Source organism: Streptomyces sp. NPDC030809, from assembly GCF_055572195.1.
This window is the reverse complement of record NZ_JBVIDV010000005.1, coordinates 1-18,715: the sequence shown is the minus strand read 5'-3', so window position 1 is coordinate 18,715 and position 18,715 is coordinate 1. Positions and strand designations below refer to the sequence as shown.

General features: G+C 71.5%; 13 protein-coding genes and 1 pseudogene. 7 read left to right on the top strand and 7 right to left on the bottom strand.

Features of this window, described 5'->3' with window-relative positions:
* Nucleotides 1–166 precede the first annotated feature (166 nt).
* Entirely contained in the window at nucleotides 167–775 is a 609-nt protein-coding gene (locus tag ACZ407_RS08565; protein ID WP_468126613.1) for a CBS domain-containing protein, read from the top strand.
* Between the two features lie 203 nt (nucleotides 776–978).
* Here ACZ407_RS08565 and ACZ407_RS08560 read toward each other — a convergent pair whose 3' ends face one another.
* Nucleotides 979–2,415: a pyridoxal phosphate-dependent decarboxylase family protein gene (locus ACZ407_RS08560; RefSeq protein ID WP_468126612.1), complete on the bottom strand. Its 1,437-nt coding sequence runs from the start codon at nucleotides 2,413–2,415 to the stop codon at nucleotides 979–981.
* A 1,006-nt stretch (nucleotides 2,416–3,421) separates the two neighbouring features.
* On the opposite strand from ACZ407_RS08560, the gene ACZ407_RS08555 reads away from it, so the two are divergent.
* On the top strand, nucleotides 3,422–4,849 hold the full coding sequence (locus tag ACZ407_RS08555; RefSeq protein ID WP_468126611.1) for a serine/threonine-protein kinase: 1,428 nt from the start codon (nucleotides 3,422–3,424) through the stop codon (nucleotides 4,847–4,849).
* Nucleotides 4,850–5,346: 497 nt separating this feature from the next.
* On the opposite strand, the gene ACZ407_RS08550 is transcribed toward ACZ407_RS08555, so the two are convergent.
* Complete coding sequence (locus tag ACZ407_RS08550; RefSeq protein ID WP_468126610.1) at nucleotides 5,347–5,490, bottom strand: hypothetical protein; 144 nt, start codon at nucleotides 5,488–5,490, stop codon at nucleotides 5,347–5,349.
* A gap of 361 nt (nucleotides 5,491–5,851) precedes the next feature.
* On the opposite strand from ACZ407_RS08550, the gene ACZ407_RS08545 reads away from it, so the two are divergent.
* Complete coding sequence (locus tag ACZ407_RS08545) at nucleotides 5,852–6,478, top strand: TetR/AcrR family transcriptional regulator (RefSeq protein ID WP_468126608.1); 627 nt, start codon at nucleotides 5,852–5,854, stop codon at nucleotides 6,476–6,478.
* A gap of 125 nt (nucleotides 6,479–6,603) precedes the next feature.
* Here ACZ407_RS08545 and ACZ407_RS08540 read toward each other — a convergent pair whose 3' ends face one another.
* The 4 genes from ACZ407_RS08540 to ACZ407_RS08525 all read right to left on the bottom strand — a co-directional run bounded on the left by ACZ407_RS08540 (nucleotide 6,604) and on the right by ACZ407_RS08525 (nucleotide 10,761).
* Nucleotides 6,604–6,948 carry a DoxX family protein gene (locus ACZ407_RS08540; RefSeq protein WP_468126607.1) on the bottom strand — a complete coding sequence of 115 codons (345 nt, stop codon included), beginning with the start codon at nucleotides 6,946–6,948 and terminating at the stop codon, nucleotides 6,604–6,606.
* Nucleotides 6,949–7,410: 462 nt separating this feature from the next.
* Nucleotides 7,411–9,006 (bottom strand): FAD-dependent oxidoreductase, encoded by a 1,596-nt coding sequence (locus tag ACZ407_RS08535; RefSeq protein ID WP_468126605.1) that lies wholly within the window; start codon nucleotides 9,004–9,006, stop codon nucleotides 7,411–7,413.
* Nucleotides 9,003–9,908: an alpha/beta fold hydrolase gene (locus tag ACZ407_RS08530; protein ID WP_468126603.1), complete on the bottom strand. Its 906-nt coding sequence runs from the start codon at nucleotides 9,906–9,908 to the stop codon at nucleotides 9,003–9,005. The genes ACZ407_RS08535 and ACZ407_RS08530 overlap by 4 nt, the downstream gene beginning before the upstream one ends.
* A 19-nt stretch (nucleotides 9,909–9,927) precedes the next feature.
* Nucleotides 9,928–10,761, bottom strand: a complete 834-nt coding sequence (locus ACZ407_RS08525) for an alpha/beta fold hydrolase (RefSeq protein WP_468126602.1) — start codon at nucleotides 10,759–10,761, stop codon at nucleotides 9,928–9,930.
* Nucleotides 10,762–10,874: 113 nt separating this feature from the next.
* On the opposite strand from ACZ407_RS08525, the gene ACZ407_RS08520 reads away from it, so the two are divergent.
* From ACZ407_RS08520 to ACZ407_RS08505, 4 genes and pseudogenes are all read left to right on the top strand, one after another.
* The gene (locus tag ACZ407_RS08520) at nucleotides 10,875–11,891 is read left to right on the top strand and encodes an alpha/beta hydrolase (protein ID WP_468126601.1); all 1,017 of its coding nucleotides are present in this window, start codon (nucleotides 10,875–10,877) and stop codon (nucleotides 11,889–11,891) included.
* A 250-nt stretch (nucleotides 11,892–12,141) separates the two neighbouring features.
* A pseudogene (locus ACZ407_RS08515) lies at nucleotides 12,142–12,512 on the top strand (transposase family protein); the annotation flags it as partial.
* A 696-nt stretch (nucleotides 12,513–13,208) separates the two neighbouring features.
* On the top strand, nucleotides 13,209–13,934 hold the full coding sequence (locus tag ACZ407_RS08510) for a YqjF family protein (protein WP_468126599.1): 726 nt from the start codon (nucleotides 13,209–13,211) through the stop codon (nucleotides 13,932–13,934).
* Complete coding sequence (locus tag ACZ407_RS08505) at nucleotides 13,931–15,124, top strand: amidohydrolase (RefSeq protein ID WP_468126598.1); 1,194 nt, start codon at nucleotides 13,931–13,933, stop codon at nucleotides 15,122–15,124. Before ACZ407_RS08510 ends, ACZ407_RS08505 begins: the two co-directional genes overlap by 4 nt.
* A 111-nt stretch (nucleotides 15,125–15,235) precedes the next feature.
* On the opposite strand, the gene ACZ407_RS08500 is transcribed toward ACZ407_RS08505, so the two are convergent.
* Nucleotides 15,236–16,681 carry an NHL repeat-containing protein gene (locus ACZ407_RS08500; protein ID WP_468126596.1) on the bottom strand — a complete coding sequence of 482 codons (1,446 nt, stop codon included), beginning with the start codon at nucleotides 16,679–16,681 and terminating at the stop codon, nucleotides 15,236–15,238.
* Between the last annotated feature and the right edge of the window lie 2,034 nt (nucleotides 16,682–18,715).

The following is an 18,715-nucleotide window of genomic DNA, read 5'->3' as shown; positions in this document are numbered from 1 at the left end:
CCGTGTGAGGGCCGGTCGGCCCCTGCCCGCGGGCGGTTGAGGGAATCGGAACCCGAAGCAGAGGACCGCCGGAACACGGGCGAGGCCGGTCGCCCCATGGATCGGGGCTTCCGCCGGGCGCACGCTGGGGCCACCGAGGACTACAGCGCCGCTGGAGACGAGGCACATGGTGAAAACACCCCCCGTGGGGCAGGTGATGACCGGCGACGTCGTCAAGGCGCACCCGGATACGTCCACGACGGAGCTGGTACGGCTCCTGACCCGCCACCGAATCAGCGGCCTGCCGGTGGTGGACGATGACGAAAAGGTGGTGGGCGTGGTCTCCCGTACCGACCTCACCCGGCTGCTGGGCGACGGAGCGGACGGACTCGCGGGCCGGCTGACGGCCGGCGCGCTGATGACGACGCCGGAGGTGACCATGCATCCCGAACAGTACGTGGCCGAGGCTGCCCGCTTCATGGAGCGCCGGCACGTCGACCGGCTGCCGGTGGTGGACGAGGAGGACCGCCTCATCGGCATCGCCACCCGCCGGGACCTGCTGCGGGTCTTCCGGCGAACCGACGACGAGATCCGCTCCGACGTCGCGGCCGAGGTCTCGGCCCACCTCCCGGCATCCGGCGGCCCCGCCGTCCGGGTGCACCTGAAGGACGGCGTCGTCACCCTCCAAGGGCCCGCGTCCCCCTCCGTCGACCCGTCCGCCCTGCTGCGCGCGGCCTGGCGGGTGGAGGGAGTCGTGGGCGTGATGCACAGCCGCCGCCCGGACGACACGGCCTGAGAGCACGCGGGCGGGCACCACTGCGGGACCGTCCTCCTCGACGGCGAGTCCGGCCAGCCTCTCGGCCTGCCGGACGGCCGGGACGCCGCCACCCTGGCGGGCTGGCTGCGCGAGCATCCCGGCGCGGAGATCATCTGCCGTGACCGGGCCGGCTCCTCCTCCGATGACGCCCGCGCCGTGGCTGATGGGTGATCACTTGCCGGTCACCGGGTGGGTGCCGCGCGGTCGGAGTCCGCGGCCTGAACGACTTCGCGAAGGAGCAGGTCGAGGTCACTCTCGCGGGTGCGGTAGTTGCACAGGCAGGCGCGCAGGACCGTGCGGTCGTCAACGGTGACGGTGGCGAGGTAGGCGCGTCCGGCGGTCTGGACGCGGTGGGCGATGCGGGTGTGGAGGGCGTCGGCTTCGGGCCGGGTTGCGGCGGTGTCGGTGAGGCGGAAGCAGGCGACCGGCCAGGGGCCGCCTGCCACGGCTTGCAGGCGGGGACTGGCCGAGATCTTCTCGCGCAGGCGGTCGGCGAGGTCCAGGTAGTGCTGGAGCAGGGCGGTGACGCCGTCGCGTCCGAGGTGGTGCAGGGTCGCCCACAGGGCAAGGGCGCGGGTGCCGGGGCGGGTGAGTTCGATGGTGGAGTGCGAAAGCCAGGGGAGGGTGTCGGGCTCGCCCGGGGTGAGGTACGAGGCGCGGTGGGCGAAGGCAGTGTGGAGGTGCTCGGGGTCGGTGACCAGGAGTGCTCCGCAGCCGACGGGCACGCTGAGGGTCTTGTGCGGGTCCACGGTCATGGAGTCGACCTCGGCGACGCCCTGGTAGAGGTGGGCCAGGGCGGGCACCATGGCGCCCAGTCCGCCCCAGGCTCCGTCGGCGTGGTGCCACATCCCGGTGCTCCGGCACAGGGCTGTGACGGGTTCGAGGGGGTCGACGGCGCCGGTGGCGGTGGTGCCCAGTGTGGTGACGGTGCAGAACGGCAGGAGCCCGGCGGCCTGGTCCGCGGTCACGGCTGCGCGCAGTGCGGCGGGGTCCAGGCGGTGCTGTGCGTCGCTGGGGACGGGGCGCAGGCGGTGGGCGGGGATGCCGATGCAGGCTGCGGCCTTCGCCACGGACATGTGGGCTTGGGCGTTGTAGTAGAGGGTCAGGCGGGCGTGGTCGCGGTCGTAGGCGGGGCCGTCATCGGAGCCGCGGCGGGTGAGGAACCAGGTGCGGGCGGTGGCCAGGGCGAGCAGGTTGGCCATGGAGCCGCCGCTGGTCAGGACCCCTCCGGCGGTGGCGGGCAGGCCGGCCAGGTCGGCGAGGATGCGCACGGTGCCGCGTTCGAGGTCCATCAGGGAGTTCTCGCCCATGCCGCAGGTCGCGTTGACGGCCGAGGCGAGGAGTTCGGCGATCAGGCCGGCGGGGGCGGGCGGGGAGTTGATCCAGGCGAAGAAGGCCGGGTGCCCGTTGCCGGTGGGGAACGGCGCGATCTCCTCGCGCACGAAGTCCAGGATCTGCCGCAGCTCACCGCCGGTACGGGCGAGCGGGGCATCCCGCAGGCCGGCGCGCCGGCGCGCGGGCATCGGACGGCTCACCGGGGCGTCCGGCAGCTGGCCCAGGTACTGGCAGACCCACTCCGCAGCCGCGACGAGCTCGTCCCGCAGCACCTTCGGATGCACTGCCGGAGGCCCCTCACCCCACGACGGCGGATACTCACCGAAACGGGCCGGGGCATAGTGGTGCGGAGAGCGGTTCATGACAGCGCGTGGGGCCTTTCATCGGCATGGGACCCAGGTCAGCGCACTGGGCCATGCTCCTAACGAGGGCCACGGCCCTCAGTCACGTGCAGGCGCGAAGACTCCGTCCCATGCGTCAATCACCCAGCAGTTCCCCCTGGCCGGACGCCCTCCGAAATCGGACAGTCCGGCCCGGCGGTGCTGTCGGGATTGGGGCTCTGGTCCAACTTCTGGGCAACGGTGACGCTCCGTACCGACGGGAGTGTGGGTAGGGCGGTCGATGATCCCTGGCACGGCAGATCGCAGTCCGGTGCTCCGGATCATCGACTCGGCGCGCGGGAGTCCCTGAAGCCGCTCGGCCTGGCCCAGCCTGGGCGGTCGCGGCTGTGGACTGATCAGGCCGTAGGCCGCGTCCGCGGCCGCCCACCCGCACGGGATGAGCCCGGGCTGCCGGTCTTCGCCGCGGTTGAGGACGCGGTCGCCGCGGTGGGGATCCTGCAACGCCGCTGACCCCGTGCACGCCAGCTGCGCTACTGCTCCCGGAGGGGCCGCTGTGAAAGGGCGGCGGTTTTCTGCGAGGGTGGGTCGGACCTGAAGTCGGGGCCACAACCAAATACTGGCGCTGGCCGTGGACCAAGCCGAACGGAAGGCGCTTGTACGGCACCCGGCCGACTGCCCGAACGCGGCGTTGGCATACGTCCCTGGGCTGGTGCCTTTGCCGAGCACGAGGACCATCCGGACGGTAACCAGACCGATCATCCGGTCTGACCTGGGCGGCCCCGAAGGGCCCGGACTGGGCCGGTGACGTGGACACCTGCTGCTCGCAGCACCCTTGCTGAGGCGGATGCGGCCGTGAGCAGGGTGGCACCGCCTTGGTCGTACCCGGCGGCGTGATTCTTGTGGATCTTCTATGGTGGGCGAGACATCGCCACAGGGGGGACCGAGAAGCATGGTCGATCATGCGGCATTCGCCGCCCTACAGCCCAACGACCCGGCGCAGCTGGGCCCGTACCGGCTGCTCGGCCGCATCGGCCACGGCGGCATGGGCACCGTTTTCGCGGGTCAGAGCGACGCCTCGCAGCTCGTAGCGGTCAAGGTCATCAACGCCCACCTCGCCGCCGACGAGCGCTTCACCCGCCACTTCCGGCGCGAGGTCACCGCGGCGCGACGTGTCCGGCCGTTCTGCACCGCACCGGTCCTCGACGCCCAGCTCGACGAGCACCCCCTTTTCGTCGTCACCGAGTACATCGACGGACCCACCCTGCATGAGTTGGTGTCAGGGGCGGGCCCGCTGCGCGGCGGTGCCCTGGAGCAGTTGGGGGTCGGCATGGCGGCGGCCCTGACCGCCATTCACGCGGCTCAGGTCGTCCACCGGGACCTCAAACCGTCCAACGTTCTGCTGTCGGAGGTGGGCCCACGGGTGATCGACTTCGGCATCGCCCGTGCGCTGGACGGGAGGAGCGCTTCTGTGCAGCCCACGCAGATCGCCGGCACCCCCGGCTACATGGCACCGGAAGTGTTGCGGGGCGAGGCAGTCACGCCTGCCGCGGACGTGTTCGCCTGGGGCTGTGTCATGGCCTACGCCGCTTCCGGGACCCCGCCGTTTCCGGGCGAGGAGGTCTTCGCCATCCACCACCGGGTGCTGACCGAGCCCCCACGGCTCGAAGGGTTGGACGGGATGCTCGGGCAGCTCGTCGAGCGGGCGCTGGACAAGGACCCCGGCCGTCGCGGCTCTGCGGCCGAGTTGCTGGCGCAGCTGGTGGGTGAGGAGGCGGCGGATGCCGGGCGGGCCACCGAGGTGCTGCAGCGGGTGTGGGAGGCCCCGACCTTGGTGACGGCCGGCCCCGAGCAGCCCGCCGCCCCGCCCCGCCGCAGTCGGCGCCGGAGCGCGCTGGCGGTGGCGGCCGGCGCAGCCGCGGTGTGCGCCGCGCTCGCCGGAGTCCTGCTGTGGCCCGAAGGCGACGACCAGGGGCCGAGAAAGGATGGGGCCACGATACGCAGCGGACCGGTGACCCTCCACAGCGCCCACAGCTTCGAGCTCGACACGGCCCCGCCCGCAGGAGCCGCACGCTGGATCGACACCCGCGACGCCACCGACGACCTGCGCCTGCAAAACCGGGACGGCGGCGCCCCCGACCTCGTGCCGGGCAAACCCAAAGCCCTGGCCCGCTGGACCTCCGACAAGGAGCCCACCGAGCAGCAGTGCCTGGACGCCCTCACCCGTCAACCGCTCGGGCGCGCCGAGAAGATCGCCCGCGGCGACCGGTTCTGCCTGCAGACCAGCGACGGCCGCACCGCACGCGTCCGCGTCGTCAGCGTCCCGGTGGGCGACGGAGGAACCCGGCTGGAGGCCACCGTATGGGAGCTGCCCACGTGAGCGGCCGCCCTGCATGTCCCGAGAATGGGTTTGCTTCCCTTTGACGGACATCGGAGATCAGGGGCTTGGTCCCCGGAAGGATGATGTTCACCCCGGTGCCGCACAGTCGGCCCGATCGGGGTGACCGTGGAGGCAGGGGGATCGGGAGAGGGGCTGCGCGATGTTGCCCCGGCCGCCGTTGGAGCCGATGCTCGCGCAGGCTGCCGGGTCGGTGCCGGGCTCGGCTGCGGTCCGGGCCGGGCTGGGCTGGCGTACGAGCGGAAGTACGACGGCCACCGGGCGATCGTGTTCACCCCGGCCGGGCCCGGTGACCGCGTGCTGGTGCAGACGCGGCGCGGGTCGCTGGTTCAGGACCGGTGGCCGGACCTGGTGGCCGCGGCCGAGCAGCTGCCGGGCGGCGGGCTTCTCGAGTTGGGGTGCTGGTCCGGGGTCACGGGTAGCCCGTGCCGAAAGGGCGTGCACGCGTGAGGCCCGGCCCAACGGTGCTGGCGGCAGCATCACCGGGCCGCTGCCGGGCACGGCGGCTGAGGTTCGTGGTTGCGGGCGCTGGTGAGCTGGTAGGACGCGCCGATCATGACCTTGCGGATGTCCTTGACCAGCGCAAGGTGGTGGTCGCCGATCACGAGCAGGACCCCGGCCACAGCTCTCGCGCAGGGAGTGCGGGAACTGGGTCCAGACCCCCCGGTCTCGCTCTCCCCGATCCTCACTCCCGGCGCCTCGCGGCCGCCGTCTTCGGTGATCCGGGTGGCGTTCACTACTGCTACTGCTACTGCTACTGCCACTGCCACTGCACGATCTGGCGCTCGACACGGGCTGTGCAGTAGGTCGCGTCCAGTACGGCGGATCGAAGGGGGCACCGCCACTCGGTGTCCGACCGACGGTCTCCATAGTGGATACGGTGTTGCTGTTATGGTGCTGGCCGAGGAGGTGGACGTTTCCGTGGCAGCAGCTGGTCCTACGCGAGCGACCCAGGTATCGGCTCGGCGCCCGGGGCGTCCGCCCGTGCCGTTGGAGCGCATCGTCTCCACCGCCCTGCAGATCGTGGACGACGAAGGGGCCGACGCTCTCTCGATGCGGACGCTGGCCCAGCGCCTGGGTTCGGGCACCGCGACGCTGTACCGGCACTTCGACAACCGGACGGCACTGGTCGCCCATGTTGTGGACCGCATGTTCGGCGCCGTGGACCTGAGCGGCGAGGAACTCCGTGCGATGGGCTGGCAGCAAGCGCTGCGGACGGTCGCGCACACCATGTTCGAGGCTCTGGCCCGGCACCGGAACGCGGCGCCCCTGATGGCCGAAGAGATACCGCTGGGGCCGAACGCCATGGCGCTGCGGGAACACTGTCTCGCGGCGCTGCTCGACAGCGGCTTCCCGCCGCGACTGGCCGCGCACACCTTCGCCACCCTCGCCCGCTACGTCCTCGGATTCGCCATACAGGTCAACGGTCATGGCGGCGGCGGGCAACGCGACGACGCGCTCCTGTCCGCCGTCTTTCAGAGCGCCGATCCGGCCTTGTTCCCGGCAACGGTCACCGTCGCCGGTTCGATGCCCGTTCCGATCGAGGACGAGTTCTCCTTCGGCCTCGAACTCCTTCTCAGGGGGCTTGCCCACCTGCGCGACGACGCCTGACCAGCCAGGACGATGCGAATCTGAGGCCGTCGGCCTGTGAAATCACAGCTCGGGGCAGTATTGCTTTCAGGGCGAAACTGCCGGAGCTGCCCATCGGCGGAGGCGTGGACCGGATCCGCGGCGCCTCAGGCGAACAAGCCCCAGAGGTATGAGGCGACAAGCACTGCGCACAGGGCGGCGGGCACGAATTTGGCAACCGGGTCGCCCTTGCGCAGGTGTACGGCCACAGCTCCGGCGAGCAGCAGGAGAAGGCCGACCCCCGCGAGGCCGCCGAGCGCAGGCACGGCGGGGCCGAGTGCCACGCCCGCGACTCCTGCCAGTTGCAGCACGCCGATGCGGCGGTAGGCGGCGACGGAGAAGCCGGTCTCGGCGGCCAGCTCGCGTGCCTTCGGCAACGCGAGTGTGTTGAGCACTCCGCTTGCCCCGAAGATCAGGACGATGGCGCAGGCGAGGGTGATGGTGAGGATCATGAGGTCTTTCCCGGGTGTCGGCGTCATGGCGGCTTGGGCGTCAAGGGTGACGACCCGATGGCGCGCAGGTCGTCACGAGAGCGTTATTGCATGTGTCGAGCTGGGTCGGGGTTCCCGGCCGGGCGCAGCACTCGGCGACCAGACGGGCGATTGAGTCGATCAGGCCGGGGCTTGTCGACGACCGCCTACTCCTGGGTATTCGTCGCGCAGCGTGCCCAGCCACCCGCCCGGAGTCTGGGAGTCCTCCTCGGGATGGTGCCCCAGGGTGTCGCGACAGCCGTTCCAACGCGGGCTGGCCGATGACGACGCGGCCGGAGAAGTCGACGACCCCGGCGTCGGGCGCCTCGACGAGGTCGCCGACGGCTGCGATGGTCTCGCCGTCGGCGAGGATGTCGACATGCTCGGCGTCCGGCCGGTGGGGCGTCATCGTGATGACCTGCGCCCCGGGCAGCAGCATGCGGCCTATTCAGTGGCCCCGGGACCGGGGTGGGTGTGGCTCGGCTGGGACATGGTGCGGCTCGTTGTACGCGGCGTCATTGCCCGCACGGCGGCCTGTGTGGTGGTGAGGAGGTCCCGGGTGGCGATGTGCCCGATGTAGCCGTCGGGTCGGATCAGCAGCAGCGTGTCACCGGTCAGGCCGTAGGCACTGCGCAGCGTGTTCTTCGGGTCGGAGAAGGTGCGGCCGTCGCCTGCGGCCGGTCCGACGGTGATCCGCTTCAGCGGGGCGCCTGTCGTCGGCCAGTGGAGGAGTTCGAGGTCACGGGCGGCGCCGGGGCCGTAGGCGATGGCGGTGAAGTGCGGTCCCCGGAAGAGGTCGAACAGGCGGGTCTCGGCGCCGTCGGCGCTGAGCAGTCGGGCGTCCGGGGCGCGGTCACCCACGCGCAGCGTGCTGGTGTCGCCGCCGTCGGCGGGGGCGAGCGGGCCGCCGTAGTAGGTCAGGGAGAGCTGCTGCTCGTCCTTGCCGCGCTTCATGCTGGAGGGGTCGAGCTTGGCGATGCCGCCCCATTTCTCGGTGGACAGGCCCAGGACGCCGGCGGCGATCGGCTGCCGCTCGGCCTCGTAGGTGGCAAGGAGGGCGGGGTCGGCTCCGGCGAGGACCTGGCCGAGTTTCCAGCCGAGGTTGTAGCCGTCCTGCATGCCGGTGTTCAGGCCTTGGGCGCCGGCCGGGGTGTGGACGTGCGCGGCGTCGCCGGCGAGGAAGACCCGTCCGCGGCCGTAGTGCTTCGCGAGGCGGATGTTGGGCCGGAAGACGGACTTCCAGTGGATCTCGTGCAGCTGGATGTGCCGGTTGCGGGTGTGGGAGTGGATCCGGTCGACGATGGCGCCGAGCTCCTGGGGCGGCTCCTCGTCGGGCGTGAGCCGGATCATCCACTGGAACGTGTCGCTGCCGGGGAGCGGGCAGGCGGCGATGAGCTTGCTGCCGAGGCCGGGCCACATGTGCCACCGGTTGCGGGCCAGGCCGCTGACGGAGGCGTCCACGATCAGCACGCGGTCGGACTCGTCCGTCGTCCCGACGAAACCGATGCCGAGCTGCTTGCGCACCGCGCTGGAGCCGCCGTCGGCCCCCACGGCATAGCGGGCGACGATCTCCTCGGCCCCGTCCGCGCCCACGACCGTGGCGAGCACCGTGTCCTCGTTCTGCGTCAGCTCGGTCAGTTCCTTGCCGAACTCGACCTCGCGGCCGAGCTCACCGAGCCGGGCGTGCAGGGCGCGGTCCGTGCGGAACTGCGGGATCAGCCAGGTGTTCGGGTACGGGACGTCCGGGGTCGGATCCGTGCGGGGGAACATCTTCCACGGCACGCTGAGGGGTCCGGCATGGAGCCCGAGCTTGGGGTAGAGGTCGCCGCCGGCCAGCACGTCGTCGAGAGCGCCGAGGTCTTCGAGGACTTCGAGGCTGCGGGGCTGGATGCCCTTGGCGCGCGAGCCGTCGAAAGCGTGGGGGGACTTGTCGACGATCCGGACGTCGAGTCCGCGGCGTACGAGGTCGATGGCCAGGGCGGAGCCCGAGGGGCCGGCGCCGATGATCAGTACGTCGATGGTCTGCGGGTTGTTGTTCATGGGTCGAGCCTTTCGGTGGGTGCGGACACGAACGGGACGAGCTGCTCGGCGACGTCGTGGGGCCGTTCGAAGGGGGCCATGTGCCCGCATTTGGTGATGATGTGATGACGGTGGGGCTTCAGCAGGGCGCGCGCCGTGTCGAAGTGGACCGGCGGCGTGACGGTGTCCTCGTCGCCCCACAGCAGCAGCGTCGGAATGCCCAGCGCCCCCGTCCGCCGGAAGAGGCCGTCACGACCGCTGAGGGGCAGGTGCTGGAGGGTGTCGAAGACCGCGTACAGCGAGCCCTCGAAGCGCAGGCAGTCGAGGACCATCTCGGTCAGTTCCGCGCCGAGCTCGGGGTCGCGGACGTTGTGCCCCAGGTGCCCCTGGAGCAGCCGGAGGCCGTGACGGCGGGCGACCACTCCGGCCAGCAGGTCGCTGCGCAGCAGCCGGTCGGGGGAAGCCGGCCGCGATTTCGCGAGACCGGCGGGGCCGACGATGGTGAGCGTGGACACCGACAACCGGTACTGGGTCGCGTACGTCATGCTGACCAGCGCGCCCATGGAGGTGCCGACCAGGTGGAGGGGCCGCGCCGTCAGGCCGAGCCGGTCCGTCAGCTCGGCCAGCTGCCGCGTGAACAGCGTCTCGTCGTATCGCGCCCGCACCCGGTCGGAGTAGCCGCGGCCGTAGGCGCTGCAGGTCAGAGTGCGCAGTCCGCGGGCGTGCAGCTCGCTGGCCAGGCCGTCCCAGTAGAAGAGCGGGATGGTCAGGCCGCCTGCCATCAGGACCACGTCCCCGTCCTCGGGCCCCGTCAGCTCGTAGTGGGTGACGCCGTCGGACAGCTCGATGAAACTGCCGCGGAGCGCCTTGCGCGAGTCGGCGGTGAGTTCGCGGTCCTCGCCCGGGGCGACGAAGTACTTCATGGAACGCGCCTCCTTGCCTTCAGTTCGCGGGGGTGTCGGCGCAGGAGCCGAGGAACGTTGCGATCGCGTCCGCGACCCACTGCGGTTCCTCCTCCGGCAGCAGATGTCCGCCGTGGGGGTGGACGAGCTCCTGGGCGCCGGGGATGTCGCGGGCGAAGTGCTGGCCGTCGATGCCCGCGCTGCGCAGCACCAGCGTGGGCACCGTGATGCGGGGGATCTGCGCGCTGCGGTCGGGCTGGTCGGTGTTGCAGAAGTCGACGAAGGCCGAGCGGTTACCGGGGCGGCTCATGAGCTGATGGGCGCGGTCCACCATGGCGTCGTCCACGATCCGCGCATGCGACCCGACGGCCTCGCGCAGGCTGCGCTCGATCGCCCCGCGCGGCATCACCCGCCTCAGCAGGGGCCGCACCAGCGGGTTGCGCGCCAGGCGCATCCCCGCGGGCACGGTCTTCCCCGGGTAGCCGGTGGCGTTGACCAGCACCAGGCCGGTCAGCCGCTCCGGATGCTCCAGCGCGACGTTCCAGGCGATGTCGCCGCCCAGGGAATTCCCGGCCACCGCGTAGCGCGGCACGCTCAGCGCCTCCACGAAGCCCGCCACCGCCGCGGCGTACGCCGGGACGCGGTAGTCGCGATCCTTGCGCGGTCCGGTCAGCCCGAACGCCGGCAGGTCGGGACGGATGACGTCGAACGAATCCGACAGCAGATCCGTCACGCGGTCGAAGTGCTGCAGGGACGAGGCACTGCCGTGCAGCAGCACGAGCGCCGGGCCGTGCCCACCGCGCTTGTAGTGGATCCGCAGGCCGTCCACCTCGACGAACCGGGAATCGGGCTGGGGCTCGGACCAGATATCCATAATGGATACACTGTTGCCGATAAGGTGGTCGTGTCAAGTGGAAGCCCTTGTCGCGGGCGCGGCATGGCGCTTCGCCTCGGCCGACTCCCGCCCGAACGGAAGGTGCGCTGTACATGACACTCCGACGCGTTCTCGGTGGACTGGGCGCCGCGGCGGCCCTCGGTGCTGCTGCGGCGGTCAGCACGCGTCGCCGCGCTCTGGCGGCAGTCCCCCGCGAGCTGTGGCACCCCGTGCTCTGCCTCCCGCTGAACTTCGGCAACCCGGTCACTCTGGCCATCGCCCGCCGCCTCGTACCCTTGGCGGGAGCCGCCGTGAGGCCCGGCGTCCGCGTCGAGCGGCGCACGCTGCCGGCCACGGCCGACGACCTCCCCGTAGAGGTGCTCACCTACCAGGCATCAGGCCGAACGCCGCGCGCGGCGCTGCTCTGGATCCACGGCGGAGGAACCGTCATGGGTGCCGCTCGGCAGGAGAACACCTGGTGCAGCCGCGTCGCCGACGAACTCGGCGCTCTGGTCGTCAGCGTCGACTACCGCCTCGCACCCGAAAATCCGTACCCAGCAGCCCTGGACGACTGCTTCGGTGCGCTCCGCTGGCTTCACGCCAGTGCCGCCGCCCTCGGCATCGACCCCTCCCGCATCGCCGTCGGCGGCGAAAGCGCTGGAGGCGGACTCGCCGCCGCCGTAGTCCAGCGCGCCCACGATTCAGGACTGCCGGTCCGGTTCCAACTCCTCGTCTACCCCATGCTCGACCACCGCACGGCTCTACGTGTGGACCCTCCCAACAGCGCCATCTATACGTGGGCCCCGGACTCCAACCGCTTCGCCTGGACCTCCTACCTCGGCCGCCCGCCACAGGACCTCGACGATCGCCCCTACATCGCGGCGGCAAGGCGCAGGGACCTCGACGGGCTGCCGCCCGCGTGGATCGGCGTGGGGGACCTCGACCTGTTCCACGACGAAGACGTCGACTACGCCCGACGCCTGAACGAGGCCGGCGTCGCCTGCGCGCTGCGTCTCGAACCAGGCATGTACCACGGTGCAGATGCCCTGCTCGACGGCAAAGCACCTTCAATGTCCGCTTTCCGCACCGCCGCCCTCGACGCTCTGCGAACTGCCCTGGCACAGCCCTGACCGCCCCTCGTGCCGAGCCGGCCTCGGCGACCAGGCCGACTCGGTCAGTCGAGAGCAGGAAGCCCACGGCCAACGCCTTCTCGGCACCCAGGCACTCGAACGCGCGCGCCATCGAACCAGCCATGGCATGCCGCTGGAAGCTGATCTCCAACCACCAGCAGGTGACAGGCTGAGCACTGGCCACGGGTGAACAAGTAGCGTGCCCAGATGGTGACAACCATCGCGCTTCAGGTCTGAGCGCTGTTTCCCGGAGCGGCTGCTCACCCGGTTGCAGGCGGAGGAGGACGCCGCCGGCACGGTCGACTGGAACGTGGCCATCGACTCGACGTCCGTGCGTGTCCACCAGCACGCGGCGGGCGCGAGGCAGGCCCCGCCGCCTCCCGCCTTCGAAAAGGGGGAGGTGAAGGGGGCGGTTCGTCGGGATCCGGCCGTGCGGTCGTTGATCGTCCGCCTGGTGGAGGTGGTCGAGGCGGCCGTCCGACAGGCTTCGACGCCGAGCACCACAAGACCCGCAACACCGTCGAACGAGCAGTGAACAGGCTCAAGCAGTTCCGCGCCGTCGCCACCAGATACGACAAGAGGGCATACGTCTACCCCGGAACCGTCACCCTCGCAGCCATCCTCATCCGGCCGGGCGGTGGCCTGCGCGGTGGTGCCGTGCACGGCGAACGCGTCGGCTGCCCCCGTCACCTCCAGCACCTGCCGGAGCGCCGCGCTCGGGGAGACGGGGGCCAGGCCGATCCCCTGGGCGCGCGCGGCGTCGCGTAGGGCGAGGAGGAGGCCAGGCCCTCGGCGGTGAACAGCTCCACCGCATTGACACCGCATTGAGGTCGATCGCGAGCAGGCGGGGCCGGGTCCCGAGGGCCTCGCGCAGGGCTTGCTCTCCGGTGGTCCTGGTGCCGGTGTGCAAGTCGCCGGACAGGACGCAGGCGACGGCGTCCCCGACCCGGACCGTGTCCGTCTTCAGTCCGGGCGCCGGCATCGGCAGGCCTGCAGCGCCAGTGCTCATGGCGGCCTCCTTGCGGTCCCGGGCGGAGGTCGCCGTTCCGCGGACACGCCCGGTCAGGGGCCCCGGCCGGGGGGGCTACCACCGTACGCCTCCGGCTCCCGCGGCGAGTCCGAAGACCGCGCGGGCGGGCCGGGTGGCCGGCTGCGGCCCTGCGCCGGCGCGGGTTGAAAGTCCGCGGGCCGGAGAGAAGCGAGGAGGGGGTGACGGGCCGGGCCGGGCAGCGCCACCGGGAGCAGGCGCCGGGGCGCCGCGCCGGGCCGCACCCGTGCTGTTCCCGACGCAGGGCGACGACCGAGGACGGAAGGCAGGTGAGCAGTTCCGTGATCCGCCCGCCCGACTGCCGCGGTGCCACCGGGCCGCCGCCCGTCCGGGTGCCGCTGCTGACCATGCACTGGCGGCAGCAGGCGTTCGTGCACGGGCCCTACCCTCCCGGCGACGTGCAGGCACTGCTCCCACCGGGGCTGGAGGCCGACCTCTTCGACGGGCGGGCGTGGGTGAGCCTGACGCCTTTCGTGATGCGCAGGGTGCGCCTGCTCGGGGACCCGCTCGTCCCGGACACGTACCCGGAGACGAATCTGCGCACGTACGTGCGGCACCGCGGCGGGCCGCCGGGCCTGTGGTTCTTCTCGCTCGACGTCACCCAGCCGCTGCTCCTGGCGGCCCGCGCCCTCGCGGTGCCGTACCACCTCGCCCGGCTCACCGTTGCCGACGGCGGCCCCGGCTGCCGCTACACCGGCCGCCGCGGGCCCGGCGACACCCGTTACGACATCGTGGTGCGCACCCGAGGCCCGGAAGCCGCCGGGGCCTTCGACGTATGGCTCACCCACCGCTTCCACGCCTACTCGGCACGCGCCGGACGCCTCTGGCGCACCCCGGTCCGGCACGGGCCCCGGCCCCTGCTCCGGGCGACGGCGGCCTCGGCCGGGCAGACGCTGACCCGCGCCGCGGGCCTTCCCGATCCCCCCGGCGCGTCCCTGGTGCACACCTCCCCCCGCGTCGGGCCCGTCGCCCTCGGCCCTGCCAGGCCGGCGTGAACGCCCCGGAGGCGCCGTACGGCCGGATCCGCGAGCAGGTCGCGGCCCGCGCCGGACGCCTGTGGGACACCGCCCTGACCCTCCACCGCGACCCCGAGCCCGCCTACGAGGAGCACCGGGCGGCCGCGCTGCTCGGGTCCGAGCTGGAACGGGAGGGTTTCCGGGTGGAGCGCGGGACGGGCGGACTGCCCACCGCGTTCACCGCGTCCGCCGGCAGCGGCCGGGGACCCGTGGTGGCCCTGCTGATGGAGTACGACGCGCTGCCGGGACTCGGTCACGCCTGCGGGCACAACCTGATCGCCGCGGCCGGTCTGGGGGCGGCGACCGCCCTGCGGGCCGCCCTGGGCGAGGACGGCCTCCGAGGCACGCTCCTGGCCGTCGGCACGCCCGCCGAAGAGCGGGGCGGCGGAAAGGTCGCGCTGGTGGAAGCCGGGGTGTTCGACGGCGTGGACGCGGCCTTGATGGTGCATCCCGGCGTCCACGACTGGTCGTGGGCGCCGCTGACGGCCAGTGCCCAGGTCCGGGTCGGGTTCCACGGCCGTGCCGCCCACCCGACCGGCAACCCCACCGAGGGCATCGACGCCCTGGGCGCCCTGGTCCAGCTGTTCAACACGCTGGGCGTGCTGCAGCGCCGGCTCCCGGCCGGCTCCCACGTCCAGGGCATCGTCACCGACGGCGGACGGGCCACCAACATCGTGCCCGCATACGCCGAATGGCTGTTCGGGCTGCGCGGCGCGACCACGGCCGCACTGGAGGATCTGGCGGGCGAGCTGCAGCGGTGCGCAGAGGGAACCGCCGCGGCCACCGGGACGGCCGCCGTCGTGGAGCGGGTGGGCGGGCGCTACGAGCACTTCCGCGACAACCCCGTCCTCTCCGGCCGGTTCGGCGCGCACCTCGCGCGGGCCGGGATCCGGCTCACGGACCCGGAGCCCGGCGTGTACCTGGGCTCGTCCGACATCGGCAACGTCAGTACGCGGGTACCTGCCATCCACCCCTTCATCGCCCTCGTGGACGCGGCCGACGGCTCCGACCACACTCCGGCGTTCGCCGCCGCGGCCGCATCACCCCGCGGGCGCCGCGTGCTGCTCGCCGCAGCCGCCGCACTCGCCTGCACGGCATCGGACGTATTGCTGCGTCCGGAAGTCGGCGCGCGGGCCTGGGCGGCACTGCAGGAGAAGGCAGGGGGCTGATCCCGCTCGGCCCCGGCTCCGCGCGGACCGGGCAGCACCGCGCGGACCGGGCAGCCGAAACGGCCCGCCGGACGCGCCGGCGGGCCGTCGGGCCCTCGGGAAGGACCGGGGTCAGCCCTTGAGCCGGGCGAGGGCGAAGTCGAGCCCGGTGCCGAGCAGTGCGGAGTCCGTCGCCCCGCCGGCCAGGACGATGTCGTTGCCGGCAAGGGCGATACCGCGGGCTGCGTCCGCGAGGCCCTCGAAGTCGACGACGGCGATGCCGTCCCCGCCGCCGAAGGTGGTGTCGAGGTCTCCGTCGGGTTCGATGCGCAGGACGCAGGCGTCACCCGCGGTCGGGTCGAGCGGGAAGGGGGAAACCTCGCCGGTCAGGCCGACCGTCACGATGTTGCCGCTGCCGTCCACGGCGACGTCGCGGGCCTCGTCGGCCAGCAGGGTGTTCACGTTGACGGTCAGCTTGCCGTCGCCGCTGAAGCCGGTGTCCAGGCTGCCGTCGGAGTTGTAGCGGGCCACCGCGTGCTTGAGGGGGCCGCCGAGGCCGAACGGTTCGGGCGCGCCCGCGGCGCCCACGACCACGTAGTCGCCACCCGGGGCGCGGGTGAAGCCGAATCCGATGTCGAAGAGCCCGCCGCTCATGTCGGTGGTCACGATGCCGTCACCGCCGCCGAAGCCGGTGTCCAGGGTGCCGTCGGAGTTGAACCGGGCCAGCAGGAAGTCGCCGTCGACGCTGAGGTCCTGGGTGTCGGCGGTGGTGCCGGCGGCGATGAACTTTCCGCCCGGGAGCTCCTCGGCGGCGAAGAAGTGGTCGCCTGCGCCGAAGTCCCGCAGGACGGCACCGTCGACGCCGTCACCGTCGCCGGTGCCGAAGCCGGTGTCCAGGGTGCCGTCGGAGTTGAACCGGGCGACGAACGAGTCCGCGCCGGCCGCGCCGGCCACCAGGATGTCGCCGCCGCTCGTTTCGCTCATGCCCCGGATCCCGGTGCCGAGCAGCCCCCCGAGCGTCGGGTTGAAGGTGACCTTGCCGTCACCGCCGCCGAAGCTGGTGTCCAACTGCCCGGTGCTGCGGTCGAGTTTGGCGATCGCGGCGTCGGCGATCTGCTCCTGGCGGGTGAGACCGCCCACCAGGATCCCGCCGCCGGAGGTGGCGATGACGGAGCGGGCGATCGCCACGGTGTCGCCGAACTCGATGGTGACCTTGCCGTTGCCGGTGCCGTTGTCCCCGTCGAAGGCGGTGTCCAGGGAGCCGTTGGAGTGGTGCTTGGTCACGCCGAACGCGTTGCCGCCGCCGGCTCCGGGCAGGTTGAGGCCGCTGCGTCCGACGGTGAACAGATCACCGTTGGAGGTGCGGAGGAGGTCGTTGCCGATCTCCGGCTCCGCGGGCGTCATGCCGAAGTCGACGGTGGTCTTCCCGTCGCCGCTGAACGTGGTGTCCAGGTCACCGGGCGCTGCCGCCGCACCCGGCGCGAAGGCCATCACCATGCCGAACGCGAGCGCGCCGACGAACGCCGCGCGCGGCCGCACAGCCGTCCGACGCCTGCCGAACCGGAACGTCCTGCTCATGAGCCGTCCTCCTCGATCTTCGTGCTCACCCATGAGGTACGTTCCTGCCCGCCCCGTGCGGAGCCGGCAGGAACGGGGAACGCCGCACCCCGCACCGAAGCCTGCGAGAAGTCCCGGCCCGGGGGTTCGTCCTGTTCCTGGACCGTCCCACCCGCCTCGTGCCGCGGCCCAGTCGCACCCCGAGGGCGCACGGAATCGCGCCACCCGGGCGCCATGCGCATGCATCGGCGCACGCGGCCGTCCGGTGTACGGCCGGTTGACGTGCTCGGTTCCCGGGCCGGTGCGGTGGAGCGTCGGCGGCAGAGGTGCTGGTCGTCCGGCGGGCGGGTGGTGGGTGATCCTTGAGGGATGCGTGCCGCCCGCCTGATCCGCATGGCCCTCCTGATCCAGTCGAACGCCGGCCTGACCACGGCCGCTCTCGCCCCGACTCCGCGGCGCCCGCGAGTTCCTGAGCGGGAACGGGCCCCGCGTGCGCGGGGATCGGATGCAGGAGACAGCGCGCGCTTTCGAGGTGCAGGGAACACCGGCTCACTGAATTTGTGCAGTTTCCTGATGGGCCAGTTGTCTGACCTGGAGTGTGGTGCTTGATTGTGCAGGTTGGTTGGACGTTGCGCAGTTTCATTGGTCTGCGGCAGGTGTGCTGTGGGTTTGAAGGGGAGAGGTACTGCGGTTCCATATTTAATCTGGGGTTGTGATTGAAGTAGGCTCTCATTTTGGTGGGGTTGGATTCCGTTGAGCGTGGTGTGCGGGGTAGGAGGTATGGCTGCCTTATGAAGGTATGTTGGTGTTTGTGATCTGGTGTGGTGGCTCTTGAGGGCTGGGTGGTTGTGGGTAGATGGGGTCGGTGGTCGGTGTTGGTTGCCCCAGGGTGCCCACAGCAGACGGCGGTCTCTGCCCGCCTAAGCAGGGACAGAGACCGCGTGGGGTGTTTTTCTCCGCACCGTGCGCCTCCTGGTTGCAGGCCAGGAGGCGCGACGCGTTTAGAGGTGGCTGAGCAGCCACTCCGCGCCCTGGACGAGCCAGTGCGCGGTCTCGCCGGCCAGCTGGGTGAGGAAGGCCTGGCCCGTGGCTGCGAGCAGACTCACGCGTGTGGTGCTGTGGTTCTCACCCCGGTCGAGCGGCGCCCCACTGTCCTCCGGATCATCGGACTCCGGAACGTTGCTGTTCCCGGGCATTGAAACCCCCCCCATCGGACCGCCGTGCGCATCAGCGGGAGAGCCGGGACCGACGGTCCGTCAAACCGCGGCCCTCCAGGAGCTGCGCACAAGAGGGGGGTACCGGCGGTTACTTAGTGGCAACGTCCGGTCCCGAGACCAACCGCTATCAGGGCTTGGTGGGTCCCTTCAAGAAACACGGTTTCCGCCACAGTCGCGGTATGCCTGCCTGAATCGGGCGTGGTGGAACTTTTATTGACGCCATAACGGGTGAATCAGACAGCCTTTCACGATGCCCTGATCACAGGTTTTCGATTGTATGTGCGTTTTGCCGCTGACCTACCATCCGTTGCGATGGTTGGCCAAGGCCCCTTTCCTCAGCGCAGCTGAAACTGTTGCGAAATGGCTTGCGAGCTGCACCGGGACCAGTGCCACAGCCCATCGATACGAAGAGGGGGAGCGGAGCGAATCCGCCCAACGGGCCCTAGGGCCATACTCCATGAAACGGGGTCTACTCCTGCGGAGCAGGCCGCTTTCGGGGTGGAGCGAAGCGGAACCCCGAGCCGTCCGGAGCGAAGCGCAGGACACCGGCCCCGAAGGCCGGCCTAGAGGAGGCGAAGCGCCCTCCCGCTGAACGAAGCGAAGCGCTTCACTGCTTCGGAGCGAAGCGGAGGAGCAGGCGCCGAAGGCGCCTCGGCTGAGCGCAGCGAAGCCGGTTCTCTCCTGAGCGGGCAACGCTCAGGGACTCGCTGGGTTCGGCTTTGCCGAACCCAGCCGAGCGCAGCGAGGCGGTCTCCGTGTTCTGGAGCGCAGCGGAGGCGGTCCCCCTGCCAAGCGCGCAGCGCTTGGCGGTTCTGCTAGGGCCGCGAAGCGGCCCTAG

What these genes read in the sequence shown, in the direction of transcription:
- ACZ407_RS08540 (WP_468126607.1), bottom strand. Translation starts at nt 6,948, where the DNA reads ATGATCCTCACCATCACCCTCGCCTGCGCCATCGTCCTGATCTTCGGG.
- ACZ407_RS08500 (WP_468126596.1), bottom strand. Translation starts at nt 16,681, where the DNA reads ATGAGCAGGACGTTCCGGTTCGGCAGGCGTCGGACGGCTGTGCGGCCG.
- ACZ407_RS08520 (WP_468126601.1), top strand. Translation starts at nt 10,875, where the DNA reads ATGACACTCCGACGCGTTCTCGGTGGACTGGGCGCCGCGGCGGCCCTC.
- ACZ407_RS08535 (WP_468126605.1), bottom strand. Translation starts at nt 9,006, where the DNA reads ATGAACAACAACCCGCAGACCATCGACGTACTGATCATCGGCGCCGGC.
- ACZ407_RS08530 (WP_468126603.1), bottom strand. Translation starts at nt 9,908, where the DNA reads ATGAAGTACTTCGTCGCCCCGGGCGAGGACCGCGAACTCACCGCCGAC.
- ACZ407_RS08565 (WP_468126613.1), top strand. Translation starts at nt 167, where the DNA reads ATGGTGAAAACACCCCCCGTGGGGCAGGTGATGACCGGCGACGTCGTC.
- ACZ407_RS08555 (WP_468126611.1), top strand. Translation starts at nt 3,422, where the DNA reads ATGGTCGATCATGCGGCATTCGCCGCCCTACAGCCCAACGACCCGGCG.
- ACZ407_RS08525 (WP_468126602.1), bottom strand. Translation starts at nt 10,761, where the DNA reads ATGGATATCTGGTCCGAGCCCCAGCCCGATTCCCGGTTCGTCGAGGTG.